Source organism: Priestia sp. SRI_019 (assembly GCF_057586255.1).
Genome location: NZ_JBYCZN010000003.1, coordinates 39,452 through 56,825, shown reverse-complemented (window position 1 = coordinate 56,825; position 17,374 = coordinate 39,452). Strand labels below are relative to the sequence as shown.

Genomic DNA, 17,374 nt, shown 5'->3' with positions numbered 1-17,374 from the left:
GTGCATCCCTCTTCGAATAATTATTTATAAAACAGAATTTTTATACAAACATATTCAAAAAAATTTGTATTATGAAGTAATTTTTGTTTGGCTAAACGCTTCTTCAATGATATGAATCGCTTGGTCCAACTCTTCTTTTGTTACAGTTAACGGCGGCAACAATCGTACTACATGCGGTCCTGCTCCCAGTGCTAGCAATCCTTTTTCACGCATAGCTGCAAGCAATGCTGACTGATGTTCTCCGCATTCAATTCCAATCATAAAACCTTTTCCACGAATATCGGTTACAAATGAATAATCTGCTACGCTATTTTTCAAAGCATTGGTAAAATAAAGGCTTTTTTCTGTAACCTCTGCCAAAAATGCTTCATTAAAAATAATGTTTAAGGTTGCTTTGGCTGAAGCTAGTGCAATTGGGTTTCCTCCAAAGGTTGTTCCGTGAGTACCAGGTCCAAATGCTTCTTTGAGATATCCTTTTCCAATCATCGCACCAACCGGCATTCCGCTTCCTAATCCTTTAGCTGCTGTAATAATATCTGGTGACACGTTAAAATGCTGATAAGCAAATGGTTTTCCTGTTCTGCCGATTCCAGTTTGCACTTCATCGACTATAAACAGTGCTTCATGCTTTTTACACAGCTCTTGAATGGTTAATAAAAATGCTTCGGTTCCTGGAACCACTCCGCCTTCTCCTTGAATGACTTCAACCATAATTGCTGCTACGCTGTCGTCCATTTCTTGTTTTAATGCTTCTTCATCATTGTATGGCACGTAAACAAACTCATTAACAAGAGGACCGAAGCCATCATGAATTTTTGCCTGCCCTGTAGCTGTCATTGTAGCAAATGTACGTCCATGAAATGATTTTGTAAACGTAATAATTTTGTGTTTTTGTGTGTACTTGCGCGCTAATTTAATCGCCGCTTCGTTGGCTTCTGCACCGCTGTTACAGAAAAATACTGCATCACCGTTTGAATGTTCCACAAGCTTACCTGCTACGTCTTCTTGAATCGATTGATGAAATAAATTTGACACGTGCCACACTTTATTTAACTGCTCTTCCACCGCTTTTTGAACATCAGGATGACGATGACCTACGTTACAAACAGCGATACCTGAAATAAAATCTAAATACTCATTTCCTTTGTTATCTATTAATTTTGTTCCTTGCGCCTCTTCCACATGGATATCAAACCGTTGATATGTTGGAAACAATGAACTCATCGCTATCTTCTCCACCTTTTCCACTATATTTAATTGCTGTACCAATCAGCTTTCCTTCCTTATCTAAAAATCCATCAGTTCCGCTAATAATATGAACTTCTTCAAGTAAAGGAGATAACGCATTTACCGCTGATGTTACTTTCGGAATCATTCCGCCGTAAATTACTTTTTCTTCAATAAGTGCATCAATCTCTGACTTTGTAAGTTCTGGAAGCAATGTTCCATCCTTTAACACACCTTTTACATCCGTTACAAACATCAGCTTTTCAGCATTTACTGCTTGTGCAACGGCTCCGGCTGCCACGTCAGCATTAATATTATAGCTATTACCTTCTTCATCTGCTCCAATGGAAGAAACAACTGGAATATACTGACTGTCAGTTAGTTGTTTTAATAATGTATCGTTTACGCCTTTTACTTCTCCAACGTAACCTAGACGTTCCACATCAATTGCCTCTGCTTTAAGCAATAATCCATCAATTCCTGATAGTCCTACCGCTTTTAAGTTCGCTTTTTGTAGATCTTTTACAAGCTGCTTATTAACCTTGCCTGCTAATACCATCGTCACAACTTCTAATGCTTCTTTGGACGTTTTTCGAAGCCCATCTACAAATTCCGTTTCAATGTGAAGTTTGGTAAGCGTATCTTGAATATCAGGTCCGCCTCCGTGCACAACAATGATCTGATATCCACTCGCTTTTAACTGCTGAATACTTTCAAAAAAAGCGCTTGTTAACTGATTGACAATGCTGCCTCCGCATTTTACAACGACGATTTTTTCATTGCTCATTTCACTCTCTCCTTACGTTCGATAACTGGCGTTGATTTTGACGTAATCGTAAGTCAAATCGCAGCCCCACGCTTTGCCAATTCCATTTCCCTGCTGCAAGTCAACATAGACTTCGACCGTATCATTTTCTAAATAAGCCTTTGCTTCTTCTTCACTAAATGAAACAGGCTGACTGTTTTCTAACATCTGGATATTGCCTAACGAAACATTCACTGTTTCTGGATTAAGCGCTACTCCGCTGTACCCAACTGAACAAATAATTCGTCCCCAATTGGCATCGGCTCCATACATGGCCGTTTTCACTAGATTCGAGCCCACAATTTGTTTAGCAATCACATTTGCTTCTTCGTTTGTATGAGCCCCAGATACGTTTACTTCAATTAGTTTTGTTGCTCCTTCACCGTCGCGTGCAATTTGTTTGGCTAAATCTTCACACGTCAAGCGCAGTGCTTCATAAAACGAATTCCATTCAGGATGATCTGGTGTAAGCGACTGGTGATCAGCTTTTCCATTTGCTAAAACAACAACCATATCATTTGTCGATGTGTCACCATCCACTGTAATTTGATTAAAGCTTTTATTTGTAATAGAACCTAGCGCATCTTGCAGCACTGAAGCTTCAACCTTAGCATCCGTTGTGATAAAGCTAAGCATCGTAGCCATATTTGGGTGAATCATGCCTGATCCTTTCGCTGTGCCTCCAATAGTAACTACTTTGCCGTCAATTTTTGTTTCATAGCAAGCTGACTTCATCACTGTATCTGTTGTTAAAATAGCCGTTTGAAATTCTTCTGCTTTTTCTTTGTTCGACGAAGGACTTAACAACCCAATGCCTTTCACGATTTTTTCCATATCTAGAAGCTCTCCAATTACGCCTGTAGAAGCTACCGCTACATGATGAGGTAGGATATTAAGCTTTTTCGCACATGTATTTCGCATTTGGTATGCATCTTTTAATCCTTGTTCTCCCGTACATGCATTTGCACATGCGCTGTTCACAACGATCGCTTGCAGCTTCTGCTCCACTGCTACACTTTCTTTTGTAACAGCTAAAGGCGCTGCTTGAAAGGCATTAAGCGTGTAAACAGCTGCGCAATTAGCTGGCACCTCGCTTACAATAACTCCTAAATCTTTTTTAGCATAACGTAAACCAGCATGAACGCCGTCTGCTGAAAAACCTACCGGCGTTACAATTGTACCGTTCTCTATTTTCTTTATCTTTTCTTTCGTTTGTTTAACCGTAATCACTATACGTTCCCTCCTGCTTTTATCGTGATTAGTGATGCTGTTGACTTTATGGGAAGACAGGCAGTAGTCCGATACCCGCTTGCTGTTCAAATCCCATCATGATATTGGCATTTTGAATGGCCTGACCGGCTGCCCCTTTTACTAAGTTATCAATGACAGAAACGATCGTGACACGCTTTGTTCGTTCGTCAAATGTAATACCGATATCGCAATAATTTGATGCACTTACTTCTTTAGTAGAAGGAAATTCACCAGCTTTTCGAACGCGAACGAACGGGGAGTTTTGATATGTATCTACATATAGCTGATGGAGCTCTTGAACTGAGCTCTCTTCAGAAAGTTCAGCGTATATTGTACTCATAATCCCTCGCGTCATTGGAACTAAGTGCGTACTAAACGTAACATGGCCAATTTCCTCATCCCACTTTTCTAAAATAGATTCGATTTCTGGGATATGCTGATGTTGATTAACTTTGTATATTTTCATATTTTCATTGATTTCAGCATAATGAGCCATTTGCGAAAGCCCGCGCCCTGCTCCTGAGATTCCGGACTTCGCATCAATGATAATAGAGTTTGATTTCACCATTTGTTTACTAACGAGGGGAGCTAGCCCAAGCAGTGTAGCTGTTGGATAACAACCCGGGTTCGCAACGAACGTACTGCTTTCGACTTCGTCTGCAAACCATTCTGATAATCCATACACAGACTGTTGTAAAAATGCTTCGGCTGCAGCAGGCTTTTTGTACCATTTTTCATAAAGCGCTTCTGTTTTTAATCTAAAATCTCCAGATAGATCTACTACTTTGATTCCTTCTTCTATTAATTGAGGTACAAGTTTGCTAGAAACACCGGACGGAGTTGCTGTAAACACTAAATCTAATTCTTCAGCCATCTTCTTAGGGTTTATATCTTGCAGCGTATATACAGTATTAGAAAGGTGAGGATAAACTTCTGCTAGTTCCACCCCATCCTGAGAGGATGAATAAACTGCATAAACATGAAAATGTGGGTGATTCGCTAACAAACGAATCAGTTCTACTCCTCCATACCCTGTTGCTCCAACAATTCCTACCTTGTATTCTTTCATTTTAAAACTCCTTTTTCCACGTATCTATTTGAATTATTTATCATTATAATACCGTATAAAAATAAAATCAAATGAATATTTAAAAAATCCAACACTTTATTCTATATTTTTAAACATTTTTATTTATTCATAAGTTTTTATTTTTATAACTATCTTTCTATTTTTGTTTAGAAATTGTTCACAGATAGTTTTGGAAAACACTGGTTGTTTTTGTGTATAATAAGAATATCGATAAAATCATCCGTATGACATTTTTTTCATACGGCTAGTGGACGTACAGCATATACAGACTGTTCTAACTTAATAGATTCATAAATAACAGTCGCAAAAATTTTAATTAAAAGGTGATAACATGATGAACATCACAACGGATTCTTTTTCAAATGAGCTGCAGCAATTTTTTATGAACTTTGATCATAAGCTTTCGTTTGAAAAAGGTGACTTTCTCTTTCAAGAAGGTTCACCTTCAACTCATTTATTTTTTATTACGTCAGGGGCCGTGCAAGTAGGTAAAGTGACGCCGGAAGGACGCGAACTGACGCTTCAGCTGGCGAGTTCAGGAGACTTAATCGGGGAAGTCATGCTGTTTTGCGGATCTACTCCCCATATGCTCCAAGCAAAAGCCATTGAACCTTGTACAGCAATCAGTATTCAAAAACGGTTGTTAGAAAACGAACTAGCACAATACCCTGCTCTTTCTATGGAGTACATGAAGTGGATGGGACTCCAAATCAAGCGAATGCAGACAAAGTTTAGAGACTTAATTCTAAATGGAAAAAAAGGTGCTCTCTACTCTACTCTGATCCGCATGTCTAATAGTTTTGGAGTAATGAAGCCAAATGGTATCTTATTAAACGTAACGTTGACAAATCAAGAAATCGCCAATCTATGCGGGACATCTCGAGAAGTGGTCAATCGCATGCTCGCTGAGTTGCGAAAAAACGAAGTGATTTCGATGGCAGATGGAAAAATCATCATTCATAAGCTCTCTTTTTTAAAGAAAGAAATAGACTGTGAGGACTGCCCTTTGGAATTGTGCAGAATTGAATAAGAAAAAAAGCCATCGTTGATGGCTTTTTTCTTATTGAACACCTAATGCAATTTTAGCGTAGCGCGTCATTCGATCTTTATCCCATGGAGGATTAAATGTGATATTCACTTCTACATTTTCTACTTCTTCAAGAGAAATTAATTGTTTTTTCACTTGTTCGCCAATCACACCAGCCAGCGGGCAGCCGATAGAAGTTAACGTCATCGTCACGATAACTGTGTTGTTTTCTTCCATTTCTACACCATACACTAAGCCTAAATTTACGATATCAACGCCAAGCTCTGGATCAATTACTTCTTCTAGTGATTCCATGATTTTATCTTCTAACTGTTTATCCATATTCATTCTCCTTTCTCTTACTTCCGTAATTATCTTCACGTATTAAATATACCCTTAAACAAATTATCGTAAGCAATCAATAACTATGTCTTACACCGTAACAAGACAGCTTTTGCATGTCAATCGTTCTGCTTTGCTCCTAAGGAAAAGTTGTGTAAAATATGGGAATACAAGCATGAATATTAGTAGAATTCAATATAATCGTATAACTACTTCAATTTAAAAGGAGCCCTATATGAGAAACAATCAACACTTAATCGCCTTAGATCTGGATGGAACATTGTTAACGAATGAAAAAACCATTTCACCTACAACAAAACGGGTATTAGAAAAAGCCAAACAAGAAGGACATATTGTAATGATTGCAACTGGTAGACCTTATCGTTCCAGTGCTATGTATTACAGCGAATTAAATTTATCCACGCCTATCGTAAACTTTAACGGAGCGCTTGTTCATCACCCCCTTCAGCCTGATTTCGGCACGCATCACGAACCTTTAAACCGCCGCACTGTCCATGACATTGTGACAGCTATGCAAGACTATCGCATCAACAATATCATGGCAGAAGTACAAGATGATGTGTATCTTCATTTTGAAGATCGAAAATTAATGGATGTACTTAGCCTAGGGGATCCTAAATTACAAACGGGTGATTTGCGTCATACGCTGCAGCACGACCCAACGTCTATTTTAATTCACGCAGATGAAGAACATGTGCAAGATATACGCTCTCACCTTTCAGATGTTCATGCAGAAGTACTAGAACACAGACGCTGGGGAGCACCTTGGCATGTCGTTGAAATTGTAAAAAAAGGACTTAATAAAGCTGTAGGTCTTGAGCGCGTAGCTAATCATTATCAAATTCCACGCGAACGAATTATTGCGTTTGGAGATGAAGACAATGATTTTGAAATGATTAAATTTGCAGGACACGGTATCGCCATGGAAAATGGTATTAACGAATTAAAACAGCTAGCGCGTGAAGTAACAAAATCGAATGAAAATGACGGTATTGCTTATTATTTGGAAAAAACGTTAAATTTATAACTTAGCTTTTTTTGAAAAGCAAGGTAAATTTTTATCGCTATCATTTTTTTTATTTAGCACACACTATAACCGACACTTCTTAAGGTGTCGGTTTTATTTATATTACGAGGAGGAATTTATGATGGGCAGAGGCAATCGATCAAAACGTTTTGTGAAACAAGGTGCAGACGCAGTTCAAAAACATGATGAACGAATTCCTTATCATATGACTATGGCAGAGGCAGAAGCATTTCAAGCTCAGCAGCGCCAAACTCCTCATGGAGGACAGTAACTTATGAAAAATTCACTTTTTGGTCAAGTAAAAGATGCGATTCGAAACGCAGTATCCGGCCATTCAGAAGATCAGCTTCATCGTCAAAAGCACGGCAACGGGGAACTTGATATTTCAGAAGGCGTATTAAACAGTATTGCTTCTAACGCTTCTCCTGAGGAGCAAGAGCAGCTGAAGCAATTCCAAAACTCATTGCATCAAGCGTATGATACAGATGGAGAATCACATTCACAAGAGAAAAGCGCAGACATTATGTCCGATACGCTGTCTCATATCGTTCAGAATGCTTCTTCCGAAGAGAAGGCACAGCTTGAACAGCTTCAAAGCACTTTAGAAGGCGGTCAGTCTCACGCTCACGGTAAAGCTCACACGTCCAGTGAAAGCGTGGCAGCTGATATATTATCTCATGCACAGCAAAATGCTTCTCCTGAAGAAAAGAGCCAGCTTGAACAGCTTCAAAGCACTTTAGAGGGCGGTCAGTCTCACGCTCACCGTGAAGCTCACACGTCTAGTGAAAACGTAGCAGCTGATATGCTGTCTCATGCACAGCAAAGCGCTTCTCCTGAAGAACAAGCTCAGCTTCAGCAGCTTCAGAATACATTGGGAGCTGCTGGTCAAAATCATCAAACGTCTCAGGCTCATACGTCTGCAGGTTCTGATGAAAACATTGCAGCTGATATGCTGTCTCATGCGCAGCAAAATGCTTCTCCTGAAGAACAAGCTCAGCTTCAAGAGCTTTCTAATGACTTAAAAGGCACACATTAATAAAAAAGAGTCCAGGTAATGAATACCTGGACCTTTTTTAATCCTTGCGAAACAAACCAAAGATTCCCGTTGTCTGAACGATATTGGTAAATGCTTTAGGATCTACCTCTTTAATCACTCGCTCCAAGTCAAATAATTCGTATCTAGTCAAAACAATCATTAGCATTTCTTTATCTTCGTTTGTAAAGCCGCCTTTAGCCGGTACCGCCGTAATCCCTCGCACAAGTTTGGCGTGAATTGCCTTTCTTAGCTCCACTCCTTTTTTCGTTACGATCATTGCTGTGAGTTTGACATGACGCGTATGAATAACATCAATGACGCGAGTAGTTGTATAAAGCGTCACAAGCGTATAGAGTGACTTCTCAGCCCCATATAAAAGACCTGCTAGCACGATAATAATTGCGTTTAATATGAACATATAAGTGCCAATTGGTCGGTCCTTTACTCGAGATAAAATCAGGGCAATAATATCGAGCCCACCAGTTGAAGCTCCAAACTTCAACGTAATTCCTACCCCTACCGCTAAAATAACGCCTCCAAAAACTGCGTTAAGGATGATGTCTTTAGAAAGTGCTTGAATAGGAATAATTCCAAGAAACAAAGTTGTTGCAGCAACGCTGATAAAGCTGTAAACAGTAAATGACTTCCCAACTTTTTTCCACCCTAAAATAGTTACAGGAATATTTAACAACAACAGCAGCACTCCAGTGGAAATAGTAAAAGGGGTGTAATCTGTCACGATACTCGAAACAAGCTGCGCTACTCCTGTAAAGCCGCTCGAATATACATTAGCGGGTATCAAAAACAAGTTGAGTGCAAGCGCATTCAATAATGCTCCTACCAAGACGACTATCGTTTTTTTTGTTTCAAGCCACATATTCAAATGACCGACCTCCGCTTTTTTAAAACTTCTTACTCTCCTATACCCATTTATAAAATGAATAAAGTCAGCATCTTTAAAATAGTTAGTACATATAGTATGTACGATTTGGCAGAATTAAAAAAACTTATTCAAAAATTGTATTTTCCTCAAAGTGCTTATACACTAATACTATGTCGTATATAACGCTTCTCAATGTTTATACATCAAACTCATTTAATATTTTATAAATGCAATTAGGAAGGTGACATTTATGTCAATTAAACTTTTAACCGATAGTGCAAGCGATTTGCCTTTATCCTTTTTTCAAGAAAATAACGTTGGCTTTTTACCGCTTCGCGTAAGCCTGGATAATCAAGAATTTTTAGATCTACAAACCATTGAGCCAGCTTCTGTCTACGAAGCCATCCGTAAAGGCAAGATGCCAAAAACATCTCAAGCGGCTCCAACTACTATGTATGAGGTCTTTGAGGACATAGCTAAATCAGGTAATTCGTGCGTTTATTTAGCTTTTTCTTCAGAATTATCCGGTACATATCAAACAGCAATGATGATTCGAGAAGAACTCCTAGAAAAGTATCCCGATTTCCAATTAGAGATAATCGATACGAGATGTGCATCTCTTGGCCAGGGAGTAGTTACTTATTATGCAGCACAATTGCTACAACAAAACCTCTCACTTGTAGAGATGACAGAAAAAATAAAACAATACGCGCTGCATATGGAACATATTTTTACGGTCGATGACTTAGATTTTCTTGCTCAAGGAGGACGGGTTAGCAAAGCTTCTGCTTTTGTAGGAGGTCTGCTTAATATTAAGCCGCTGCTTCATGTGGAAGATGGAAAATTGATTCCAATCGAAAAAATCCGCGGCCGTAAAAAAGTATTTAAACGCATGCTTGACGTAATGGAAGAGCGAGGGAAAAATCTCTCTTCTCAAACCATTGGAATTAGCCATGGAGATGATTTAGAAACAGCTCTTCAGCTGAAAGAGATGATTCAAGAACGTTTTGGAACCCAACATTTTATTATTAATATTATTGGTGCAGCCATAGGTTCTCACTCTGGCCCAGGGACGATTGCAGTCTTCTTTTTGAACGAAACCATCGAATAATTTAAAGAGATCAGGGCATTCTAAAGGTACGACCAAAAAGGGGTGTATCACAATGCCAAAAACGAGCGATAACGATAAAAAAGCAAAAGATAATAATGCAAAGCTTCACGAAAAGAATCTGCAAGCTAAGCATAACCGTGAGCTTGGAAAACATTCATTTTCTAAAAAAACTGATCACTTATAAAAAGAAGCCGCTGAATTTTCAGCGGCTTCTCCTTTTAGTTTTCTTCTTTTTTAAAATATGTCCATCCTTCTTCTTGATAAACTTTTCCTTCTTTCATCAGTTTACCAAGCGCACGTTTGAACGCAGCTTTACTCATATTAAAACGCTCACGAATATCTTCTGGATAACTTTTATCCCAAAATGGCATCACGCCACCGCGGCTTTCCATGTAATCGTATAGTACCTGTGCATCTTCATCCATGCTTTCTTGCTTGCGCGGAAGAAGCGAGACGTTTAGCGTTCCATCTTCTTTTACATTAATGACACGGCCTGTTACATACGTACCAAGCTTTGGTTCTTTGCGTCTCTCGCTTTCATGAATAAATCCAACATATCCTTCATCTGTCATAATAAATGAACCTACGCGCAGTACGCGATAGATATATCCGCTCACTTCACGATTAAAAAGTTCAGGCGGAGCATCCAATGCCATTGCTTTCATGACATCGTCTGTAGCAATTTTCCCGTACATCTTACCGCGCTTTGAAATCTTCATTGTACAGTAAACTTTGTTTCCAACTTCTGGCCACAGCTCTTCTAGCGCAGGTAAGTCGGTTGAACCAATTAACATATCTTTGTTCATTCCGATATTTACAAACACGCCTAAACCTGGATTAACATCTACGACTTCAACCCACTCATAGACTCCTTCTTCAACAAGAGGTAAGTGCATCGTTGCCGTTAAGCGATCGTGCTGATCAAGATATAGAAAAACTTCTACTTCTTCTCCTTCAGCAAGTTCTCTTGTTGTTTCATTTTTATGTAGCAAAATTTCTTCTTCGCCTTCTGCTAACATATAACCAATCGGCGTTTCACGGTTTACTGTTAAATACGCTTTCATCCCAGCTTCTACATTCATCGTTCTATCCATCCTTTATATAAATTAGTAGTGACTATTCCGTCACCACATACCTTCTCACTTTGCATCGAACAGCATTTTAAATTTCAAATCAACTTAAATGCATGCATTGTTTAAAAAAGCTGCTTCTATAGCTTACAACAAAAAGCATAACTTGTATTGTATCAATTACCGGCTCTCTATTCAATATCAGTTGTATACAGTTTGTGTTTTATTTATAATAAAAGAACAAACTCTTTACATATGGAGGTTATTATGGCTAAAGATAGTTCATTTGACATTGTGTCACAAGTCGATTTATCAGAGGTAACGAACGGCATTACCATGGCAACAAAAGAAATTAAAACCCGCTACGATTTTAAAGGCAGCAAAAGCGAAATCTCGCTCGAAAACGAAGAGCTTGTTCTTATTTCAGATGATGAATTTAAGCTTGAACAGTTAAAAGACGTACTGATCTCTAAGCTCATTAAACGCGGTGTACCTACACGCAATATCTCATACGGCAAAATTGAGAATGCTTCTGGAGGAACGGTTAGACAACGCGCCAAGCTAATTCAAGGTATCGACAAAGACAACGCTAAAAAGCTAAATACAATTATCAAAAATACCGGTTTAAAAGTAAAAAGCCAAATTCAAGATGATCAGCTTCGCGTAAGCGGTAAAAATAGGGATGACCTGCAGCAAATTATTTCGGCTATCCGCAGCGCTGATTTACCTATTGATGTACAATTTATTAATTACCGCTAAAAAATGAATGCCCTCGGCATTCATTTTTTCTTTTAACGCCTCTTTCTATTCGTCCAATCTTATCCCTATGCATAGATACACTTTCTTAACAAATACTAGTATACGCTTACGTACTCATATTAATGAAGGAGTGTATACCAATGAATCAAAATCAAAAACAAAACTTCCCTCCTCAGCATCAGCAAGCGCAGCCAGGTATTGAAAAAGAGATGCATCCAATCCCTACTTCTATCGCTCCAGACTATAAGGCAAGCGGAAAATTACAGAACAAAGTAGCTGTTATCACGGGAGGAGACAGCGGAATTGGACGTTCTGTCGCTTATCATTACGCGAAAGAAGGCGCAAATGTTGTTGTGACCTATCTTAATGAACATGATGATGCAAATGAAACTAAAAAGCAGGTTGAACGCATGGGAGCTTCTTGTTTGTTGCTTGCTGGTGACATAGGAGATGAGCATTTTTGTCAAGAAGTCATCTCAAAGGCCATCCAGACTTTCGGTAAAATAGACATTTTAGTCAATAATGCAGCTGAACAGCATCCTCAAAAAAGCATTACGGATATTACGACTGAACAGCTTACTCGTACGTTTCAAACGAATATTTTTTCAATTTTTCATCTGACCAAAGCTGCATTGCCTCATTTAAAACAAGGAAGCGCTATTATTAATACAACGTCTGTGACAGCTTACCATGGGCATGATCAGCTGATTGATTACTCTTCAACCAAAGGGGCTATCGTTGCTTTTACACGTTCTTTATCAGCTTCGCTCGCAACAAAAGGCATTCGCGTCAACGGCGTAGCTCCGGGACCCATTTGGACACCTCTTATTCCGTCTACGTTCGACGAACAGCAAGTTGCGACATTTGGGTCTAATACACCTATGAAACGAGCAGGACAGCCTTCTGAGCTCGGACCGGCCTATGTATACTTGGCAAGCTCTGATTCTTCTTATATGTCCGGGCAAGTTCTGCACATTAATGGGGGATCCATTGTAAACGGATAACATTTCTCTTCGGTCATTCATTTATTTTTATGTGGAAACACTATCAGAATTCAGCTATTTTTGTTTAAATAGAGATATGAACACCGCTAAAGGAGAGTATTTGAATGACCGATACATTAAGCACTCTTAAACATATATACGAAACCATTTTAAATAAAGTCGATGCCGGTATCCATGCGGTCGATGAAACAGGAAAAACTATTATTTATAATGAAAAGATGACAAAGATGGAGCTGATGGATGAACAAGACGTTTTACATAAAAACTTGTTAGATGTGTTTATGTTCAAAGAAAATCAGCAAAGCACGCTTGTACAGGCGCTGCAAAAAGGAAAAGAAACGGTTAACGTCAAGCAAACATATTTCAACAATCAAGGACAAGAAATCACGACGATTAATAATACCTTCCCTATTTTAAAAGACGGGGTCATTCAAGGAGCGGTTGAAATTGCTCAGGACGTGACGAAACTAGAGCGTCTAATCCGGCAAAACATTAGGCAAAAAGGAAACACACGCTTTACGTTTGATAGCATCATCGGAAACAGTCAAGCGGTTCACGATGTGATTGAAGACGCCAAGCGCGCTACTAGAACTCCTTCTTATGTCTTAATTATTGGAGAAACAGGCACGGGAAAAGAACTATTTGCTCAAAGCATACATAATGGCAGCAGCCGCTCTTCTGCTCCTTTTATTTCACAAAACTGTGCTGCGCTACCGGATAATTTAATTGAAAGCCTTTTATTCGGTACGAAACGTGGAGCTTTTACAGGTGCAATGGATAATCCCGGTCTTTTCGAACAAGCGCAAGGAGGCACATTACTGCTAGATGAAATCAACTCGTTAAACCCAAATCTTCAGGCTAAGCTTCTTCGAGTGCTGCAGGAAAAAACCGTACGAAGAATTGGGGATACAGTGGACAAACCGGTTAACGTTCGAGTGATCGCGAACATGAATGAAGATCCAATCGATGCGATTGCAGAAAACCGATTACGCAAAGACTTATATTATCGACTTGGCGTCGTGACACTTTTTATTCCTCCTCTTCGTGAACGAAAAGAAGATATTATTGAATTAACAAAGTTTTTCATCAAAAAATACAATGATTTGTTTCAGATGAATGTAAAAACCGTAGATCACCAAGTCATGTCTTCTTTTCTCTCTTATGACTGGCCAGGGAATGTACGGGAGTTAGAACACATTATTGAAGGTGCAATGAACTTGGTAATGGACGAAGATGTTATTCACTATTCTCACCTTCCTTTCCAATACAGAACGAAGTTCCAGCTAAAGCAGCATGAACATTTTGAAAATAAAGCAAGCAGTGACGCACCTTCTTATCCAAGCGCTTTTCACCCTTCTCTTCCTTTAAAGGAACAGCTGTTATCGTTCGAAGCCGAATGTATTAAACAAACGCTTGAACAACACAGCCACAACATCTCAAAAAGTGCTAAGATACTAGGGCTGACCAGACAAAGCTTGCAGTATCGTATGAAACGATTAAACATCCGCTCTAAATAAAAAAAAGAAGTGCACAGTGCACTTCTTTTTTATTTTGCTTTATAAACCGGTGAATCCGATTGTTTTTGATCAATATTTTTCTTGATTCCTACGTGATAATACACGTAGAGTACAATGATTAAAGGGACACCGCAGTAAAGACCAATTCGTTGATCCGGAATAAAAATTAAGCTGATTAATACCAGTCCATACAAACAAAAACCTAGAATAGGAACGAACGGATAAAGCGGCGTTTTAAATTTCAATTCCTTTATGTCTCCTCCTTCCGCTAAAAAACGACGGCGGAACATAAATTGAGAGGCACAAATGGACATCCAAACAATAATGGTTACCATTCCTGAAATTGAAATAAACCAAAGATATACGGTTTCAGCAGCCACGACGCTTGTAATCAACGAGCACCCTGAAATAATCATTGTCACAATTAATGCGTTAATTGGAACACCTTTTGAAGATAATTTCTTCAAAGGTTTTGGCCCCATATTGCTGTTTGACAGTGACCAAAGCATCCGAGAAGCAGCATAAACGCCGGAGTTCGCCACTGATAGAACGGCTGTTAAAATGACAAAGTTCATGATATCCGCTGCGTATGGAATGCCAATTTGATCTAATACGGCAACAAACGGACTTTCAATGACGCCTGCTGTTTTGTATGGCAGAATAGAGACTAAAACAAACATAGCTAACACAAAGAAAAACAGCGTTCTCCAAATGACGTTTCGAATAGATCTCGGCAACGTTTTCTCAGGACTTTCACTTTCTCCTGCTGCAATGCCGACCAGCTCCGTTCCTTGAAACGAAAAGTTAACCGTTACTAAAGTCAATAAAACTGCCAGTATTCCATTTGGAAAAAGACCTGCGCCTTGGGTGAAATGTGAAAGAAACGGTGCGGATTCTCCTCCCTTGAAATCGATAAAACCAAAAACAGCAGCTCCTCCAATTAAAATAAATAGAATAATAGCCGTAACTTTAATACTCGAAAACCAAAACTCAGTTTCAGCATAGCTTCGAGCAGAAAGAGCGTTAATTAAAAATGTAATGACGCCAAAAATCAAGCACCATGACCATATAGGTACATCAGGAAACCATCTCTGCATTAAAATTCCTGCTGACGTAAATTCAAGCCCTGTCGTATTTGCCCAGCTGAACCAGTACAGCCATCCAATCATAAAGCCTGTAGAAGGCCCTAAAAACCTTGTAGCGTATTCTTGAAAGGAACCTGAAACCGGCATTGCTACCGCTAGCTCTCCTAAACAAAGCATAACTAAGTACATGAGGAAGCCGCCTATTATATATGCAAGAATGGCTCCTCCCGGCCCTGCCTGGCTTATAGTAAAACCCGAACCTAAAAATAGGCCTGTTCCAATCACGCCTCCTAACGCAATCATAAATAAATGTCTGCTTTTCATTGTTCTCTGTAATTGGTTTTGTTCTGTATGTCTATTCATCGGTACCTCCGTTCTTCATTTTCTTATATGTGGTTTGTACAAGCATGACTACTTTTTAGCATCTGAACAGTTGTTTCTTGAATCAACTTAGGAAGGACGGCGAACGAATAAGGCTTGTACACTCGCTCTGTCCACTTATGTCCGTCTTTCCCATATACCCCCATATTGATGGACGGAATATTTAATTCTCGAATTTCACGGAAAGGAATCGCCCCTGCAATCCCCCATCCCGGAAAGTTACGTGTAAAAGCATCGATTTCCTCATCTGTCTCATGAAGAGATAAAAAGCTGCCATCCGCTAGGTAGGGGAAAAATTTTTTAAACTGAAACGTCTCTCCCGTCTGTTTTCCAACCTTCTCCACAGCCGCTTGCAAGGGATAAAGAAGCTGCTGATCTCTGCTTTCTTCTTTCTTCAAGTGATTATGAGGCAAGTAAGGCGGTGCAAAAAAGACAATTACGCGCGGACTTTGATGCGGATCTAACCTTTGAAGTTCTTCAATTACTTTAAAGCACCTTGTTCTAAGTTCTAAATGCGCATACTGTTCAAAAGCTCGTTCAATACAAGCCTGAGCATTTATCTCTTTTTGATCCAATTCTTCCAGGTAATCTTCCAAACTCACAACATCTACTTTCCAAGACAAGTTTCGCTTTGGTAAATTCGTTCTCCGAACAAAAAATTCGTAATAATCAGAAAGTTTTTCCTCCACTTTTTCACATGCTTCGATTGATAATCCAATTAATTGACTCATCACTTCTTTGGCCGTTCGTTCATAGATGAAATAGTTAAAATACAAATGACTACTTACAGCAGTTTGCACATTATAAGCCTCTTTATTATCTCGTTGATACAGACAGGAAGGTGGCAGTACCAGCTCTCCTTCAATATTTTCAGCTAGATTAATATTGTTATGGATGCTTCCTGTAATCTCAGATGCAATCAAATTAGGATCTATACCAGCAAGCGTATCTCCTACGTGTACCTCCCTTCCGTAAATATAAAAACATGGAAGCAGTTTCCCAGCGGCTCCTGTATAAATATAGCGCGTGGAATCTCCATCGTAAAGAGGTGTAATAAAGTCGGTATTAATCGCTGCTACATATGAAAGATTTTTTTCTTTTTTCAAACGGTTCAGTTCAGAAACAGCAGAAATAATTCCAGCATGCTGACTTTCCTCATCTGGGTTGACCATAAAAAGGACGTTTCCTTCTAATTTATTTGGATGCTTAGTAAAATGCAGCACATTGGCTAAATGTACAGCAATTCCACTTTGCATATCAACGGCTCCTCTTCCAAACATCCATTCACCTGAGCGAGCATCTCGCTGTACATCTTCATTAATGTTATGCATAGAGAAATAGCGCTGAAGTTCTTCTGGATCTAATGCTATGTCTTTTAATGGACCAAAATCTTCAATGCCAACCGTATCTAAGTGAGCGTGATAAATCATTGTTTGAGCATTTTTTTTGCTGCCTTGAATAAAAGCAAATACATTTTTTCTACCTAGCGTATCGCCATTAATTTTCTGTTCCCAAACATGAAGGGGATTTTCTTTGAAATAAGGAAAACTTTGAAGCGTGTTTTTAATGAAATCAGCAATCTTTACTTCGCCGATTGTCCCATTGATACTTTTGATTTTCACTAACGCTTTTGTTAAACATTCAACTTGCTCTTCCATGCTTAGCTGTGAGAGTTGGATATACACTTCTATTCCTCCTGCCTATCAAATAAAAACGTTATTTAGCTGCATATGAATAA

General features: G+C 39.0%; 18 protein-coding genes. 9 read left to right on the top strand and 9 right to left on the bottom strand.

Features of this window, described 5'->3' with window-relative positions:
- Positions 1-69 precede the first annotated feature (69 nt).
- Genes argD through argC form a run of 4 tightly spaced genes read right to left on the bottom strand, consistent with a single transcriptional unit; the run spans position 70 to position 4,352 of the window.
- Entirely contained in the window at positions 70-1,224 is a 1,155-nt protein-coding gene (gene argD, locus AC2YJL_RS18650; protein ID WP_251567130.1) for an acetylornithine transaminase, read from the bottom strand.
- Entirely contained in the window at positions 1,190-2,014 is an 825-nt protein-coding gene (gene argB / locus AC2YJL_RS18645) for an acetylglutamate kinase (RefSeq protein WP_230931776.1), read from the bottom strand. Before argB ends, argD begins: the two co-directional genes overlap by 35 nt.
- A 12-nt stretch (positions 2,015-2,026) precedes the next feature.
- Positions 2,027-3,259 carry a bifunctional ornithine acetyltransferase/N-acetylglutamate synthase gene (gene argJ / locus AC2YJL_RS18640; protein WP_372586374.1) on the bottom strand — a complete coding sequence of 411 codons (1,233 nt, stop codon included), beginning with the start codon at positions 3,257-3,259 and terminating at the stop codon, positions 2,027-2,029.
- A 49-nt stretch (positions 3,260-3,308) separates the two neighbouring features.
- Entirely contained in the window at positions 3,309-4,352 is a 1,044-nt protein-coding gene (gene argC, locus AC2YJL_RS18635; protein WP_251567127.1) for an N-acetyl-gamma-glutamyl-phosphate reductase, read from the bottom strand.
- 352 nt (positions 4,353-4,704) lie between these two features.
- Here argC and AC2YJL_RS18630 point away from each other — a divergent pair, with 352 nt between their 5' ends.
- Positions 4,705-5,403 carry a Crp/Fnr family transcriptional regulator gene (locus AC2YJL_RS18630; protein WP_050691041.1) on the top strand — a complete coding sequence of 233 codons (699 nt, stop codon included), beginning with the start codon at positions 4,705-4,707 and terminating at the stop codon, positions 5,401-5,403.
- A 30-nt stretch (positions 5,404-5,433) separates the two neighbouring features.
- Here AC2YJL_RS18630 and AC2YJL_RS18625 read toward each other — a convergent pair whose 3' ends face one another.
- A complete protein-coding gene (locus AC2YJL_RS18625; protein ID WP_013055384.1) occupies positions 5,434-5,742 on the bottom strand; it encodes a metal-sulfur cluster assembly factor in 309 nt (102 codons plus the stop codon).
- A gap of 235 nt (positions 5,743-5,977) precedes the next feature.
- Between AC2YJL_RS18625 and AC2YJL_RS18620 the strand changes: the two genes are divergently transcribed.
- The 3 genes from AC2YJL_RS18620 to AC2YJL_RS18610 all read left to right on the top strand — a co-directional run bounded on the left by AC2YJL_RS18620 (position 5,978) and on the right by AC2YJL_RS18610 (position 7,826).
- Positions 5,978-6,790, top strand: a complete 813-nt coding sequence (locus tag AC2YJL_RS18620) for a Cof-type HAD-IIB family hydrolase (RefSeq protein ID WP_195695379.1) — start codon at positions 5,978-5,980, stop codon at positions 6,788-6,790.
- A 118-nt stretch (positions 6,791-6,908) separates the two neighbouring features.
- Entirely contained in the window at positions 6,909-7,061 is a 153-nt protein-coding gene (locus AC2YJL_RS18615) for a hypothetical protein (protein WP_013055382.1), read from the top strand.
- Between the two features lie 3 nt (positions 7,062-7,064).
- Entirely contained in the window at positions 7,065-7,826 is a 762-nt protein-coding gene (locus tag AC2YJL_RS18610; protein ID WP_195695380.1) for a DUF3813 family protein, read from the top strand.
- 37 nt (positions 7,827-7,863) lie between these two features.
- Here AC2YJL_RS18610 and AC2YJL_RS18605 read toward each other — a convergent pair whose 3' ends face one another.
- Positions 7,864-8,703, bottom strand: coding sequence for a YitT family protein (locus tag AC2YJL_RS18605; RefSeq protein ID WP_192100719.1), 840 nt, complete (start codon positions 8,701-8,703; stop codon positions 7,864-7,866).
- Between the two features lie 256 nt (positions 8,704-8,959).
- Here AC2YJL_RS18605 and AC2YJL_RS18600 point away from each other — a divergent pair, with 256 nt between their 5' ends.
- Positions 8,960-9,820: a DegV family protein gene (locus AC2YJL_RS18600; RefSeq protein ID WP_195695381.1), complete on the top strand. Its 861-nt coding sequence runs from the start codon at positions 8,960-8,962 to the stop codon at positions 9,818-9,820.
- 52 nt (positions 9,821-9,872) lie between these two features.
- Positions 9,873-10,004 carry a DUF3941 domain-containing protein gene (locus AC2YJL_RS18595; RefSeq protein ID WP_013055378.1) on the top strand — a complete coding sequence of 44 codons (132 nt, stop codon included), beginning with the start codon at positions 9,873-9,875 and terminating at the stop codon, positions 10,002-10,004.
- Positions 10,005-10,038: 34 nt separating this feature from the next.
- Here the strand turns inward: AC2YJL_RS18595 and AC2YJL_RS18590 are convergent, their stop codons facing one another.
- The gene (locus AC2YJL_RS18590; protein WP_116515080.1) at positions 10,039-10,902 is read right to left on the bottom strand and encodes a CvfB family protein; all 864 of its coding nucleotides are present in this window, start codon (positions 10,900-10,902) and stop codon (positions 10,039-10,041) included.
- 255 nt (positions 10,903-11,157) lie between these two features.
- Between AC2YJL_RS18590 and AC2YJL_RS18585 the strand changes: the two genes are divergently transcribed.
- The 3 genes from AC2YJL_RS18585 to AC2YJL_RS18575 all read left to right on the top strand — a co-directional run bounded on the left by AC2YJL_RS18585 (position 11,158) and on the right by AC2YJL_RS18575 (position 14,170).
- On the top strand, positions 11,158-11,649 hold the full coding sequence (locus AC2YJL_RS18585) for a YajQ family cyclic di-GMP-binding protein (protein WP_013055376.1): 492 nt from the start codon (positions 11,158-11,160) through the stop codon (positions 11,647-11,649).
- A gap of 140 nt (positions 11,650-11,789) precedes the next feature.
- Positions 11,790-12,653, top strand: coding sequence for an SDR family oxidoreductase (locus AC2YJL_RS18580; RefSeq protein WP_230931774.1), 864 nt, complete (start codon positions 11,790-11,792; stop codon positions 12,651-12,653).
- Between the two features lie 104 nt (positions 12,654-12,757).
- Positions 12,758-14,170, top strand: a complete 1,413-nt coding sequence (locus AC2YJL_RS18575; protein WP_195695383.1) for a sigma-54 interaction domain-containing protein — start codon at positions 12,758-12,760, stop codon at positions 14,168-14,170.
- 29 nt (positions 14,171-14,199) lie between these two features.
- Here the strand turns inward: AC2YJL_RS18575 and AC2YJL_RS18570 are convergent, their stop codons facing one another.
- Together AC2YJL_RS18570 and AC2YJL_RS18565 are read right to left on the bottom strand one after the other, a co-directional pair.
- Positions 14,200-15,618 (bottom strand): amino acid permease, encoded by a 1,419-nt coding sequence (locus AC2YJL_RS18570; protein ID WP_028407441.1) that lies wholly within the window; start codon positions 15,616-15,618, stop codon positions 14,200-14,202.
- 23 nt (positions 15,619-15,641) lie between these two features.
- Positions 15,642-17,321, bottom strand: coding sequence for a M20/M25/M40 family metallo-hydrolase (locus AC2YJL_RS18565; RefSeq protein WP_230931773.1), 1,680 nt, complete (start codon positions 17,319-17,321; stop codon positions 15,642-15,644).
- Positions 17,322-17,374 lie beyond the last annotated feature (53 nt).

Bases quoted from the DNA above. Each gene is read 5' to 3' on its own strand.
- AC2YJL_RS18605 (WP_192100719.1), bottom strand. From the start codon at position 8,703: ATGTGGCTTGAAACAAAAAAAACGATAGTCGTCTTGGTAGGAGCATTA.
- AC2YJL_RS18630 (WP_050691041.1), top strand. From the start codon at position 4,705: ATGATGAACATCACAACGGATTCTTTTTCAAATGAGCTGCAGCAATTT.
- AC2YJL_RS18575 (WP_195695383.1), top strand. From the start codon at position 12,758: ATGACCGATACATTAAGCACTCTTAAACATATATACGAAACCATTTTA.
- AC2YJL_RS18590 (WP_116515080.1), bottom strand. From the start codon at position 10,902: ATGAATGTAGAAGCTGGGATGAAAGCGTATTTAACAGTAAACCGTGAA.
- argC (WP_251567127.1), bottom strand. From the start codon at position 4,352: ATGAAAGAATACAAGGTAGGAATTGTTGGAGCAACAGGGTATGGAGGA.
- argD (WP_251567130.1), bottom strand. From the start codon at position 1,224: ATGAGTTCATTGTTTCCAACATATCAACGGTTTGATATCCATGTGGAA.
- AC2YJL_RS18580 (WP_230931774.1), top strand. From the start codon at position 11,790: ATGAATCAAAATCAAAAACAAAACTTCCCTCCTCAGCATCAGCAAGCG.
- AC2YJL_RS18585 (WP_013055376.1), top strand. From the start codon at position 11,158: ATGGCTAAAGATAGTTCATTTGACATTGTGTCACAAGTCGATTTATCA.
- AC2YJL_RS18595 (WP_013055378.1), top strand. From the start codon at position 9,873: ATGCCAAAAACGAGCGATAACGATAAAAAAGCAAAAGATAATAATGCA.
- AC2YJL_RS18620 (WP_195695379.1), top strand. From the start codon at position 5,978: ATGAGAAACAATCAACACTTAATCGCCTTAGATCTGGATGGAACATTG.
- AC2YJL_RS18600 (WP_195695381.1), top strand. From the start codon at position 8,960: ATGTCAATTAAACTTTTAACCGATAGTGCAAGCGATTTGCCTTTATCC.
- AC2YJL_RS18625 (WP_013055384.1), bottom strand. From the start codon at position 5,742: ATGGATAAACAGTTAGAAGATAAAATCATGGAATCACTAGAAGAAGTA.
- AC2YJL_RS18610 (WP_195695380.1), top strand. From the start codon at position 7,065: ATGAAAAATTCACTTTTTGGTCAAGTAAAAGATGCGATTCGAAACGCA.
- argB (WP_230931776.1), bottom strand. From the start codon at position 2,014: ATGAGCAATGAAAAAATCGTCGTTGTAAAATGCGGAGGCAGCATTGTC.
- AC2YJL_RS18570 (WP_028407441.1), bottom strand. From the start codon at position 15,618: ATGAATAGACATACAGAACAAAACCAATTACAGAGAACAATGAAAAGC.
- AC2YJL_RS18615 (WP_013055382.1), top strand. From the start codon at position 6,909: ATGATGGGCAGAGGCAATCGATCAAAACGTTTTGTGAAACAAGGTGCA.